Consider the following 11,813-nt stretch of genomic DNA (forward strand, 5'->3'; position numbering starts at 1 on the left):
CAGGGCCCCGGGACTGGCGGCGATGAACCGCTTTTCCTAAACTGTGTCAGAAATCGGGATACGCGGGTTTGCTGACGGACGGCAGAACATTTGTGCCTAAAGTTTGTTTCGAGTTAGCCGAAACAAAGGCAAGCGTCCTATTTACCCAGAGGTTTCTGATCATGGTCATCGACTTCAGTCGTTTGAATAACTCTCCGTCCATAACGGGCGGCGTTCGCGGCAATGCCGCATCGGGCAACACCGAAAAAACCGGTGCTGCCAGCGATGCAGGCAAGCCTGCCAGCGTCAGCGGAGAAGCGGTACACCTCAGTCAAGAGGCCCAGCAGTTGCAGAAGATCAGCGACAAGCTGCGCGATCAACCCGCAGTCGACAGCGCCCGTGTGGCCCAGTTGAAGCAGGCGATCGCAGACGGCAGCTACCAGGTCGATGCCGGCCGGGTCGCCAGCAAACTGCTTGATTTCGAAGCGCAGCGCTAACCTTACGGTGCGCTGACTTCCAGGACGCCAGAGCCAAGAGCCAGCCATGCACGACACCACACTGCTGCAACTGATCGAAGACGACATCGCGCCGACCCAGGAACTGCTCGACCTGCTCCAGAAGGAAACGGTCGCCCTGCACGGTCGGGACATGCAGGTGCTGGAGACCATCCTCGCCCGCAAGCAATCGCTGATCGTCTTGCTCGAGCAGCAGGGCATGCGGCGCAATCACCTGCTCAACGGGCTCGGCCTCAGCGCCGACCGGGCAGGTGTGCAGGCCGTTGCTGCGCAATCGCCCAACGGCGAGATCATCCTGCAGCAACTCGATGTGCTGACCCAGTTGATGGACACCTGCCAGAAGGTCAACGAGACCAACGGCCGGGTCATCCAGGTGCAACAGCACGCCACGGCCAACCAGATCAGAATCCTCAACGGCGGCGACTCTCCGTCGCTGTACGACAGCCGTGGCACCACCTCCCCCATGGACAAGCCCCGGGCGATCAGCCAGGTGTGATTATTCCTATTCAAGGCACGGAACATACTGGCAAAATGCCGTTACTTGCGTGTGTCGTTTTTGCCTGGAGATTGATTACCCGTGTTCAATGAGTCCGATGCTCCTCAGCCACCAAAAGTGCTGACCACTCCTCTGGAGATTTCGGCGAACCTGCGCCAGCTGATGGACAGCCATGATCCGCTGATCATCAGCTTCCATGAGCGCAGCCAGCGCTTCCAGAGTTACGTGGTACAGGTGGACCGGGACGCCAACGTTCTGGCACTGGACGAAATGATCCCGCGTGATGGCGAGAAATTCATCGAGAACGGCGAACCCTTCCGTGTCGAAGGTTTCCACGATGGCGTACGCATTGCCTGGGAGTGCAACACTCCGCTGACCATCGGCGAAGTCGATGGCCACCGCTGCTACCGCGGCCCGCTCCCCACCGAAATGACCTACCACCAGCGCCGCAATGCCTTCCGCGCAGCGCTGAAACTGTCGCAACTGGTCGACATCATCCTCGACGGCACCCACCTCAAGGGCAACGGCGCGCTGCGCGGCAAGCTGCTCGACGTGTCCGCCACCGGCTGCAAGCTGCGCTTCGACGGCAATGTCGAAGACCGCCTGCAACTCGGCCAGGTGTACGAGCGCTTCAAGGCAGCCAACCCCTTGGGCCTGACCGACGTCATGGTGGAATTGCGCCACCTGCACTTCGAAGAGCGGATCAACACCACCTTCGCCGGCGTGCGCTTCCACAACCTGAATGGGCAAAGCCAGCGCAAGATCGAGAGCTTCGTGTATCAGTTGCAGCGCGAAGCACGGCGGTTCGACAAGGACGACTACTGATCGTCTAGCTCAAATAAAAAACGCCACCGATCGGTGGCGTTTTCGTTCTGGTCCGTGGGGCCCCGCGACAGGGCCGACACAGCCTGCGTCAAACCGACTTGTCTGCCTCGGCCTGCGGCGCCTTGGCAGCTGTGTCCTTCTCTTCCTCGGCCTCGGTATCCTCTGCCGCCACCGGCGCCTGCATCACGTCCTGCACGGTCTGCTCGTCGACCCGCGGGTCGAGCGCAGCCGACAGAGGCGAACCTGCCGCCGGCATAGCCACGTGGCCCAGCGGTGCATCCTGCACCTGGTGCAGCCCGGTGACCGCCTTCGGCCGAATACGCCATACCAGCACCAGGGCAAAGAAGGTGAAGAAGGCATAGAGCATCTGTGCGCCCAACGCCTTCATCAGAACGCCCGCCACCAGCGGACCGATGCTCGCACCCACGCCATAGGTGACCAGCAGCATCGCCGTCAGCGATACCCGTCGCTCGCTTTCCACGTGGTCATTGGAGAACGCCACGGCCAATGGGTAGAGGCAGAATTGCAGCAACGAAACGATGAAGCCTGCCGCGAACAGCAACTCCAGCGGCACACTGGGCAACAGCGCCAGCGGCAGCGAAACCACCGCCAGGCCGATCGATACACTGCGGATCAGCACTGCCCGATCGTAACGATCCGACAGCCAGCCCAGAGGCCATTGCACGAGAAGCCCGGCAAAAATACAGCAACCCATGAACAGACCGACCTGCTCGGTGCTCAGCCCCTGGCGCGCCGCATACAGAGGGGCCAGACCATAGAAGGAACCGACGATCAGGCCCGCGCCAAGCACAGTACTCAACGACTGCGGTACCCGCTTGATGAAGAACTTCGGCTCCATCGGCGCCGGCCGCAGCGGCGCCGGGTGAATGCGCCGGGTCATCGCCACCGGCACCAGGCACAGGGCGAAGCACATGGCGACCAGCATCAGCAGCTCAGGCCCCAGTGCCGGATGCACCACCAGGATCAACTGACCCAGCACCAACCCGAGGTAGGACGCGATCATGTAGCCGCTGAATACCGCACCGCGCTGCTTGGCGTCGGCCTGTTCGTTGAGCCAGCTCTCGATGACCATGTACTGGCACATCATGCCCAGGCCCACGATCATTCGCAGGCCGATCCAGGCGGGCACGAAGTTGGTCATCCCATGCCCGAGCACCGCCGCGCCGACGATGCCGGCACAGGTGGCATACGCACGAATATGCCCGACCCGGGCGATCAATCGGTGACCGACCTTGCCGCCCACTGCCAGGCCGAAATAGTTGGCCGCCATCAGCGCACCGACCCATAGGCTGTCGACGTGGTCGGCAGCCAGGCGCAACGCCAGGTAGGTACTCAACAGGCCTGAGCCGATCAGCATCATCAGGGCGGCGAAGTACAACGAGCGAAATGACTTCCAGATCTGGCGCATGCGTCCCCGCGGGCTCCTTGGGCAGGTGTGGTGCTGCTGGCAAGCATAAGGGCAATTTCCCGGACGCGGGCCCCTGGCAATGAAAAAAAGCCAGGAGCGGCGCGTCGGGCAAAGCTTCTGTCGCGATCAGGCCTGCGCGGCCAGCACCCTCCGCTCCCACGGCGTGATCTCATCGAAGAAATCCGTCAATTCCAGGGTCTTGGTGGCGACGTAGCCTTCGATGAACTCCTCGCCGAACAGTTCCCGCGCCAACGTGCTGCGACGCAGGCGCTCGATCCCCGCGTGCAGCGTGCACGGCAGGCTCAGGTGCTCGGGCACCACGAACTCGCCCTGGATCGCCGGCGTGGGCTGCAGCTTGCGCTCGATACCCTGCAGCCCGGCCGCAAGACTTGCGGCGATCGCCAGGTAAGGGTTGGTGTCGGCGCCAGGCAGGCGGTTTTCCACACGTCGCGCCACCGGCGAACTGGCCGGGATGCGCAGGCCGGCAGCGCGATTATCCTCTGACCAGCAAGCATTGTTCGGCGATGCGTACGGGTGGCACAGACGCTGGTAGGAGTTGACGTTGGGCGCGAACAGGGCGGTGAAGTCGGCCATGCACGCCTGCAAGCCGCCGATGAAGTGATGGAAGGTGTCGGTTGCCCTGCCCTGTTCGTCACTGAACACGTTACGGCCGGTGCCGATCTCCACCAGGCTCTGGTGGATGTGCATCGAACTGCCAGGGGTATGCGCCAGCGGCTTGGCCATGCAGACCACGGTCAAACCGTGCTTGAGCGCAACCTCCTTGAGCAGGTGCTTGAACAGGAAGGTCTGGTCGGCCAGCAACAGCGGATCACCGTGCAACAGGTTGATCTCGAACTGACTGACGCCCATCTCGTGCATGAAGGTGTCGCGTGGCAGGCCCAGTGCTGCCATGCACCGGTAGACCTCGCTGAAGAACGGGCGCAAGCCATTGTTGGAACTGACGCTGAAGGCCGAATGGCCCAGCTCGCGACGCCCGTCACTGCCCAGCGGTGGCTGGAACGGCTGGCCCGGATCACTGTTCGGGGCGAACACGAAGAATTCCAGTTCGGTGGCCACCACCGGCGCAAGCCCCAGCGCCGCATAACGGGCGATCACCGCCTTGAGCAGGCCACGGGTCGAAAGCCCCGAGGGCGTGCCATCGAGCTCAACCGCATCGCAGATGGCCAGTGCCCGAGGGCTGTCGCTCCAAGGCAGGACATGGGTTTGCCCAGGGTCGGCGACCAGCGCCAGGTCGCCATCATCGCTGCCGTAGAACTTCGCCGGCGGGTAGCCGCCCATGATGCATTGCAGCAGCACGCCACGCGCCATCTGCAGGCGCCGACCTTCGAGGAAGCCCTCGGCGGTCATCACCTTGCCGCGCGGGACGCCATTGAGGTCGGGGGTGACGCATTCGATTTCGTCGATGCCGGTCAGGCGCTCGGTCGTCATGACGCTGGTCCTTGTTGTTGTAGGCATGCCGCGAACGGCGACAGCCACAACATAGGCCGGGGGTGTTTAAAATATCAAGCACCCTGTAGAGCGGTGGCGACGCTATCGCTGCGACTTGCCCCGCGACAGGGCCTGCACTGACTACTACTCGCGCAAGGTCATGCCATTGGCCGGCAACGGCAACGCCGTCTTGTAGCGCACCTGCTTGAGCGCAAAGCTGGAGCGGATATTGGCCACCCCCGGCAGCCGCGTCAGGTAATCGAGAAACCGCTCCAGCGCCTGGATGCTCGGCAACAGCACACGCAGCAGGTAATCCGGATCGCCTGTCATCAGGTAGCACTCCATCACCTCGGGTCGCTCGGCGATCTCTTCCTCGAAGCGATGCAATGACTGCTCCACCTGCTTCTCCAGGCTGACATGAATGAACACGTTGACATCCAGGCCCAGCACTTCGGGCGACAGCAAGGTCACTTGCTGGCGGATGACCCCCAGTTCCTCCATCGCCTTGACCCGGTTGAAACAGGGAGTCGGCGAGAGGTTCACCGAGCGCGCAAGCTCTGCGTTGGTGATTCGGGCGTTCTCCTGGAGGCTGTTGAGAATGCCGATATCTGTGCGATCGAGTTTACGCATGAGGAAAATTCACCTGATTCTTGTGTTTATTCAGAATGTTTATCTGCGCCACGCGATAAAGGCAATGAACTTGAGAGAAAAATTCTTCGGCCCAGCCTCTAAGATGTAAATGACGCTGACCTACCAGTCACAAGCCAGTAGGCAGCGGCGGCCGCTTCAGAGCTCACAAAAACAACATTCGAGCGAGCGTAAAAAGCATGAACAAGTACGCCCCCCTGCGTTTGCATGTGCCCGAGCCCACAGGCCGGCCAGGCTGCCAGACCGATTTCTCCTACCTGCGTCTGAACGATGCCGGTCAAGTCCGTAAACCACCTATCGACGTAGAGCCCGCCGACACTGCGGACCTCTCCTACAGCCTTGTGCGTGTGCTCGACGAGCATGGCAATGCTGTCGGCCCCTGGGCCGAGGGCATCGACCCGCAGGTGCTGCGCCAGGGCATGCGCGCCATGCTCAAGACGCGCATCTTCGACAGCCGCATGGTGGTCGCCCAGCGCCAGAAGAAGATGTCCTTCTACATGCAGAGCCTGGGCGAGGAAGCCATTGGCAGCGGTCAGGCATTGGCCCTGAACCGCACCGACATGTGCTTCCCCACCTATCGCCAGCAGAGCATCCTGATGGCCCGCGACGTGTCGCTGGTGGAAATGATCTGCCAGCTGCTGTCCAACACCCGCGACCCGCTCAAGGGCCGCCAATTGCCGATCATGTACTCGGTGCGCGAGGCGGGCTTCTTCACCATCAGTGGCAACCTGGCGACCCAGTTCGTGCAGGCGGTCGGCTGGGCCATGGCGTCGGCGATCAAGGGTGACACCAAGATCGCCTCGGCCTGGATCGGTGACGGCGCCACAGCCGAATCCGACTTCCACACCGCCCTGACCTTCGCCCACGTCTACCGCGCCCCGGTGATCCTCAACGTGGTCAACAACCAGTGGGCGATCTCCACCTTCCAGGCCATCGCCGGTGGCGAGTCGACCACCTTCGCCGGCCGCGGCGTGGGCTGCGGCATCGCCTCGCTGCGGGTCGACGGCAACGACTTCATTGCCGTGTACGCCGCCTCGCGCTGGGCCGCCGAGCGTGCCCGCCGTGGCCTGGGCCCGACGCTGATCGAATGGGTCACCTACCGCGCCGGCCCGCACTCCACATCGGACGATCCATCCAAATATCGCCCTGCCGACGACTGGAGCCACTTCCCGCTGGGCGATCCGATCCTTCGCCTCAAGCAGCACCTGATCAAGGCCGGCCACTGGTCCGAAGAAGAGCACCAGGCCGTCAGTGCCGAGCTCGAAGCCGAGGTGATCAAGGCACAGAAGGACGCCGAACAGTTCGGCACCCTCGCCAATGGCCATATCCCCAGCGCCGCCTCGATGTTCGAGGACGTGTACAAGGAAATGCCCGATCACCTGCGCCGGCAACGCCAGGAACTGGGGGTTTGAAATGAACGATCACAACAACAGCATCAACCCGGAAACCGCCATGGCCACCACTACCATGACCATGATCCAGGCCCTGCGCTCAGCCATGGATGTCATGCTCGAGCGCGACGACGACGTGGTGGTCTACGGCCAGGACGTCGGCTATTTCGGCGGCGTGTTCCGCTGCACCGAAGGCCTGCAGACCAAGTACGGCAAGTCGCGGGTATTCGATGCACCGATCTCCGAGAGCGGCATCGTCGGCACCGCCGTGGGCATGGGCGCCTATGGCCTGCGCCCGGTGGTGGAAATCCAGTTCGCCGACTACTTCTACCCCGCCTCCGACCAGATCGTCTCGGAGATGGCTCGCCTGCGCTATCGTTCGGCCGGCGAATTCATCTCGCCGCTGACCCTGCGCATGCCCTGCGGCGGCGGCATCTACGGCGGTCAGACCCACAGCCAGAGCCCCGAAGCGATGTTCACCCAGGTCTGCGGCCTGCGTACGGTGATGCCATCCAACCCCTATGACGCCAAGGGCCTGCTGATCGCCTCGATCGAGTGCGACGACCCGGTGATCTTCCTCGAGCCCAAGCGCTTGTACAACGGCCCGTTCGACGGGCACCACGACCGCCCGGTAACCCCCTGGTCGAAGCACCCGCACAGTGCCGTGCCGGACGGCTACTACAAGGTGCCGCTGGACAAGGCGGCGATCACCCGCCCCGGCAACGATGTCACCGTGCTGACCTACGGCACCACGGTCTACGTGGCCCAAGTGGCCGCCGAGGAGAGCGGCGTCGACGCCGAAGTCATCGACCTGCGCAGCCTCTGGCCGCTGGACCTGGAAACCATCGTCGCCTCGGTGAAGAAGACCGGGCGTTGCGTGGTGGTCCACGAAGCCACCCGTACCTGCGGCTTTGGCGCCGAGCTGGTTTCGCTGGTCCAGGAGCATTGCTTCCATCACCTCGAAGCGCCGATCGAGCGCGTCACCGGCTGGGACACCCCCTACCCCCACGCACAGGAATGGGCCTACTTCCCTGGTCCTTCGCGGGTAGGTGCGGCATTGAAACGGGTCATGGAGGTCTGAATGGGCACGCACGTCATCAAGATGCCGGATATCGGTGAAGGCATCGCGCAGGTCGAGCTGGTGGAATGGTTCGTGAAGGTCGGCGATGTGATCGCAGAAGACCAGGTGGTGGCCGATGTCATGACCGACAAGGCGACGGTAGAAATTCCTTCGCCGGTCAGCGGCAAGGTCTTGGCCCTGGGTGGCCAGCCCGGTGAGGTCATGGCGGTCGGCAGCGAGCTGATCCGTATCGAAGTCGAAGGCAGCGGCAACCACATCGACGCACCGCAGGCCAAGCCGGCCGAGGCGCACGCCGCGCCAGCGCCAGCGCCAGTGCCAGCCCAGACGAAGGTCGAGCCGCAGCCCGAAAACCGTCCGCAACCAGCGACGAGCCACGCCGCCGCGCCGATCGTTCCGCGCGAGGCGCATGAGAAACCGTTGGCTTCACCTGCCGTGCGCAAGCGCGCCCTGGATGCCGGCATCGAGCTGCGTTACGTGCACGGCAGCGGCCCGGCCGGGCGCATCCTGCACGAAGACCTCGACGCCTTCATCAGCAAGCCGCAGACCGCCCTCGGCCAGGCGCCAGCTGGCTACGGCAAGCGCACCGACAGCGAGCAGGTGCCGGTGATCGGCCTGCGCCGCAAGATCGCCCAGCGCATGCAGGATGCCAAGCGCCGCGTCGCGCACTTCAGCTATGTCGAGGAAATCGACGTCACCCAGCTCGAAGCCCTGCGCCAGCAGCTCAACGCCAAGCATGGCGAAAGCCGTGGCAAGCTCACGCTGCTGCCCTTCCTGGTGCGCGCCATGGTCGTCGCCCTGCGCGATTTCCCGCAGATCAACGCCACCTACGACGACGAGGCCCAGATCATCACCCGCCACGGCGCCGTACACGTGGGTATCGCCACCCAAGGTGACAACGGCCTCATGGTGCCAGTACTGCGTCACGCCGAAGCCGGCAGCCTGTGGAGCAACGCCAGCGAGATCGCCCGCGTCGCCAATGCCGCGCGCAACAACAAGGCCAGTCGGGAAGAGCTGTCCGGCTCGACCATCACCCTGACCAGCCTCGGCGCCCTGGGCGGCATCGTCAGCACGCCGGTGGTCAACACTCCCGAAGTGGCGATCGTCGGCGTCAACCGCATGGTCGAGCGCCCCGTGGTGATCGATGGCCAGATCGTGGTGCGCAAGATGATGAACCTGTCCAGCTCGTTCGACCATCGCGTGGTCGACGGGATGGACGCCGCCCTGTTCATCCAGGCCGTGCGCGGCCTGCTGGAACAGCCCGCCTGCCTGTTCGTGGAGTGAGCATGCAACAGATCCTCGATACCACCCTGCTGATTATCGGCGGGGGACCCGGCGGCTACGTGGCCGCCATCCGCGCCGGGCAACTGGGCATTCCCACCGTGCTGGTCGAAGGGCAGGCACTGGGCGGCACTTGCCTGAACATCGGCTGCATTCCGTCCAAGGCGCTGATCCACGTGGCCGAGCAGTTCCACCAGACCAGCCGGTATGCTGACGGCTCGGCGCTGGGTATCAGCGTCTCGGCACCGCACCTGGACATTGCGCGCAGCGTCGAATGGAAGGACGGCATCGTCGACCGCCTCACCAGCGGTGTGGCGGCCTTGCTGAAGAAACATGGGGTGAAGGTGCTCCATGGCTGGGCGAAGATCCTCGACGGCAAGAACGTCGAGGTCGACGGCCAGCGCATCCAGTGCGAACACCTGTTGCTGGCGACCGGCTCGAGCAGTGTCGAGCTGCCGATGCTGCCGCTGGGCGGGCCGGTGATTTCCTCTACCGAGGCCCTGGCACCGAAAAGCCTGCCGCAGCACCTGGTGGTGGTCGGCGGCGGCTATATCGGCCTGGAGCTGGGCATCGCCTACCGCAAGCTCGGTGCTCGTGTGAGCGTGGTAGAAGCGCGTGATCGCATCCTGCCCACCTACGACGCCGAGCTGACCGCACCGGTGGCTGAGTCGCTGAAAAAACTTGGCATCGCGTTGCACTTGGGACACAGCGTCGAAGGCTATGAACATGGCTGTCTGTCGGCACGCGACGGTGCAGGCCAGCAGCTGCGCCTGGAAGCCGATCAGGTACTGGTCGCCGTTGGCCGTCGACCACGCACTCAGGGCTTTGGCCTGGAGAGCCTGGCGCTGAAGATGAACGGTGCGGCGATCGCCATCGACGAGCGCTGCCAGACCAGCATGCGCAACGTCTGGGCGATCGGCGACGTGGCCGGCGAACCGATGCTCGCACACCGAGCGATGGCCCAGGGCGAGATGGTCGCCGAACTTATCGCCGGCAAGACCCGCCGCTTCGAGCCCACCGCGATTGCTGCGGTGTGCTTCACCGACCCGGAAGTGGTGGTGACTGGCAAGACGCCTGAGCAGGCCAGCGCCGAAGGCCTGGACTGCATCGTTGCGCAGTTCCCCTTCGCGGCCAACGGGCGAGCCATGAGCCTTGAGTCGAAAAGCGGGTTCGTGCGCGTGGTTGCACGTCGCGACAACCATCTGATCCTCGGTTGGCAAGCCGTCGGGGTGGCGGTTTCCGAACTGTCCACAGCCTTCGCCCAATCGTTGGAAATGGGCGCGCGGCTGGAAGACGTGGCCGGCACCATCCATGCCCACCCGACCTTGGGCGAGGCCGTGCAGGAAGCGGCATTGCGAGCTTTGGGGCATGCCTTGCATATCTGATCAGCACTGAAGCGGCGTTGGCCGTTTTGACCCGCAGCGCCTTGGGGTGCTGCGGGTCTTTTTTTGCAACAGCGGCTGTTGCCGATACCGGCAACGCGCTTCCTCCGATGGGCAATCCGCTGCCCAGGTGATACCTGTTGCTCGGCTACAACCCCCGCCACGCTTGGCTTGAGCCAAATGGCACAGGTTTTGCCCCTTGCACAACGCGATTACCATCCAAGGAGGAAACACATGATGATCAGCCTCAACGGGCTGGGCTGGCAGACTGCATTGCAGCAGCCAAGCCGGGTCAACCATGACGCTGTGCAGGCCGATTTCATGCCGCAGCGTCAGGCAATGACCACCAGCAACACAGCAGCGCAGCAGAACAATCAAGGCAGTACCTCGCAGCAGAATGCCGAAGACGCTCGTCAGGAAGCTTTCGCCAAGCTCAAGGTGGCCCTGCAGAACCCTGACATTGGCGCACGCCAGCAGGCCAGTTCGTCGAAACCTGCAGCCAGCAATGCGCTGCAGGAGTTCCGCGACTACATGTCCAAGTCGCCAGCGGAAAAGATCAAGGAGAAGATCCTGCAGGAGCTCGGCATGACCGAGGAGGACTACAACGCCTTGCCTCCCGAGAAGAAACAGAAGATCGACGAGCAGATCGCCCAACGCATGAAGGAAGACGTCGAACTCAAGACCCAGGCCAAGCTGCAACAACAGGCTGAACGCGCAGCAGCCAACACGGCCGACATGGCCCAGGGGAGTGAGACCAGCAAGCAGCAGGAAGACAAGGAAAAGGCGCAGTCCGTCTGAGTGGCATGACCGCGATGGCCGGTGCAACGCTGGCCATTACGGCAGGCTGCTGCGCAGGCAAAAACGCCTGCAGCCGAATCACCGGATAGCAGTGGTAAGCGAGAGGGAGGGAAAGGCGAGAAAGGAAGGATGTGTCCCCTGCTGGAATCGAACCAGCATCTAGCCCTTAGGAGGGGCTTGTTCTATCCGTTGAACTAAGGGGACATCACGGCGCGCATTCTACGCAAATTCAGTGGGTTGGAGAAGCCACCCGACGCGGCGCAGGCTGTCGGCGGCGAGCATGGTAACCAGCGCTCGACCGTTTGTCATGCCCAATGCTGGCATTTCCATGTAGTCCCTTTCCGCGATTTCTCACCGTCTCCAAGCTGCGAGGCGATTCAATTGCATATTAATGGCATCGCCAGGGAATTTTTTGCGCAGGCACGGTCAAAACGTCAACGTCGGGCGCTTCGGCCTGATGGGGAACGCTTGCGTCATGTTGCATAGCCACTATGCTCAAGGATAGGGAAATCTTGCGGGTTTGATGATTTTCCCCAGGTCTT

11 protein-coding genes and 1 tRNA gene are annotated in these 11,813 nt (G+C 63.1%); 8 read left to right on the plus strand and 4 right to left on the minus strand.

Features of this window, described 5'->3' with window-relative positions; all coding sequences use genetic code 11:
* The first annotated feature begins 161 nt into the window (after positions 1-161).
* The 3 genes from flgM (at position 162) to ACMGGG_RS16270 (ending at position 1,815) form a co-directional block, all read left to right on the plus strand.
* Positions 162-476: a flagellar biosynthesis anti-sigma factor FlgM gene (gene flgM / locus ACMGGG_RS16260; protein ID WP_054891910.1), complete on the plus strand. Its 315-nt coding sequence runs from the start codon at positions 162-164 to the stop codon at positions 474-476.
* 46 nt (positions 477-522) lie between these two features.
* Positions 523-990 carry a flagella synthesis protein FlgN gene (locus ACMGGG_RS16265; RefSeq protein ID WP_054891911.1) on the plus strand — a complete coding sequence of 156 codons (468 nt, stop codon included), beginning with the start codon at positions 523-525 and terminating at the stop codon, positions 988-990.
* 81 nt (positions 991-1,071) lie between these two features.
* Positions 1,072-1,815, plus strand: coding sequence for a flagellar brake protein (locus ACMGGG_RS16270; protein ID WP_063545701.1), 744 nt, complete (start codon positions 1,072-1,074; stop codon positions 1,813-1,815).
* An 88-nt stretch (positions 1,816-1,903) separates the two neighbouring features.
* On the opposite strand, the gene ACMGGG_RS16275 is transcribed toward ACMGGG_RS16270, so the two are convergent.
* The 3 genes from ACMGGG_RS16275 to bkdR all read right to left on the minus strand — a co-directional run bounded on the left by ACMGGG_RS16275 (position 1,904) and on the right by bkdR (position 5,323).
* Positions 1,904-3,244 (minus strand): MFS transporter, encoded by a 1,341-nt coding sequence (locus ACMGGG_RS16275; RefSeq protein ID WP_063545702.1) that lies wholly within the window; start codon positions 3,242-3,244, stop codon positions 1,904-1,906.
* Between the two features lie 126 nt (positions 3,245-3,370).
* Complete coding sequence (locus tag ACMGGG_RS16280) at positions 3,371-4,612, minus strand: glutamine synthetase family protein (protein ID WP_414155820.1); 1,242 nt, start codon at positions 4,610-4,612, stop codon at positions 3,371-3,373.
* A gap of 225 nt (positions 4,613-4,837) precedes the next feature.
* Positions 4,838-5,323: a Bkd operon transcriptional regulator BkdR gene (bkdR, locus tag ACMGGG_RS16285; RefSeq protein ID WP_054891915.1), complete on the minus strand. Its 486-nt coding sequence runs from the start codon at positions 5,321-5,323 to the stop codon at positions 4,838-4,840.
* 197 nt (positions 5,324-5,520) lie between these two features.
* Between bkdR and ACMGGG_RS16290 the strand changes: the two genes are divergently transcribed.
* The 5 genes from ACMGGG_RS16290 to ACMGGG_RS16310 all read left to right on the plus strand — a co-directional run bounded on the left by ACMGGG_RS16290 (position 5,521) and on the right by ACMGGG_RS16310 (position 11,271).
* On the plus strand, positions 5,521-6,753 hold the full coding sequence (locus tag ACMGGG_RS16290; protein WP_414154054.1) for a 3-methyl-2-oxobutanoate dehydrogenase (2-methylpropanoyl-transferring) subunit alpha: 1,233 nt from the start codon (positions 5,521-5,523) through the stop codon (positions 6,751-6,753).
* A 1-nt stretch (position 6,754) separates the two neighbouring features.
* Positions 6,755-7,813: an alpha-ketoacid dehydrogenase subunit beta gene (locus ACMGGG_RS16295; protein WP_054891917.1), complete on the plus strand. Its 1,059-nt coding sequence runs from the start codon at positions 6,755-6,757 to the stop codon at positions 7,811-7,813.
* On the plus strand, positions 7,814-9,094 hold the full coding sequence (locus tag ACMGGG_RS16300) for a dihydrolipoamide acetyltransferase family protein (protein ID WP_414154055.1): 1,281 nt from the start codon (positions 7,814-7,816) through the stop codon (positions 9,092-9,094).
* Between the two features lie 2 nt (positions 9,095-9,096).
* Positions 9,097-10,476, plus strand: a complete 1,380-nt coding sequence (gene lpdA, locus ACMGGG_RS16305) for a dihydrolipoyl dehydrogenase (RefSeq protein WP_414154056.1) — start codon at positions 9,097-9,099, stop codon at positions 10,474-10,476.
* 231 nt (positions 10,477-10,707) lie between these two features.
* A complete protein-coding gene (locus ACMGGG_RS16310; protein ID WP_226938338.1) occupies positions 10,708-11,271 on the plus strand; it encodes a hypothetical protein in 564 nt (187 codons plus the stop codon).
* A gap of 132 nt (positions 11,272-11,403) precedes the next feature.
* On the opposite strand, the gene ACMGGG_RS16315 is transcribed toward ACMGGG_RS16310, so the two are convergent.
* Positions 11,404-11,475: transfer RNA gene (locus ACMGGG_RS16315), tRNA-Arg, on the minus strand.
* Between the last annotated feature and the right edge of the window lie 338 nt (positions 11,476-11,813).

It is taken from the genome of Pseudomonas sp. BNK-44-b, from assembly GCF_047456245.1.
In the GTDB taxonomy this organism is placed as follows: domain Bacteria; phylum Pseudomonadota; class Gammaproteobacteria; order Pseudomonadales; family Pseudomonadaceae; genus Aquipseudomonas; species Aquipseudomonas machongensis.

Excerpts from the sequence above, each read along its gene's own strand:
- flgM (WP_054891910.1), top strand. The coding sequence starts at position 162 with ATGGTCATCGACTTCAGTCGTTTGAATAACTCTCCGTCCATAACGGGC.
- ACMGGG_RS16265 (WP_054891911.1), top strand. The coding sequence starts at position 523 with ATGCACGACACCACACTGCTGCAACTGATCGAAGACGACATCGCGCCG.
- ACMGGG_RS16275 (WP_063545702.1), bottom strand. The coding sequence starts at position 3,244 with ATGCGCCAGATCTGGAAGTCATTTCGCTCGTTGTACTTCGCCGCCCTG.
- ACMGGG_RS16280 (WP_414155820.1), bottom strand. The coding sequence starts at position 4,612 with ATGACCGCCGAGGGCTTCCTCGAAGGTCGGCGCCTGCAGATGGCGCGT.
- bkdR (WP_054891915.1), bottom strand. The coding sequence starts at position 5,323 with ATGCGTAAACTCGATCGCACAGATATCGGCATTCTCAACAGCCTCCAG.
- ACMGGG_RS16290 (WP_414154054.1), top strand. The coding sequence starts at position 5,521 with ATGAACAAGTACGCCCCCCTGCGTTTGCATGTGCCCGAGCCCACAGGC.
- ACMGGG_RS16295 (WP_054891917.1), top strand. The coding sequence starts at position 6,755 with ATGAACGATCACAACAACAGCATCAACCCGGAAACCGCCATGGCCACC.
- ACMGGG_RS16300 (WP_414154055.1), top strand. The coding sequence starts at position 7,814 with ATGGGCACGCACGTCATCAAGATGCCGGATATCGGTGAAGGCATCGCG.
- lpdA (WP_414154056.1), top strand. The coding sequence starts at position 9,097 with ATGCAACAGATCCTCGATACCACCCTGCTGATTATCGGCGGGGGACCC.
- ACMGGG_RS16310 (WP_226938338.1), top strand. The coding sequence starts at position 10,708 with ATGATGATCAGCCTCAACGGGCTGGGCTGGCAGACTGCATTGCAGCAG.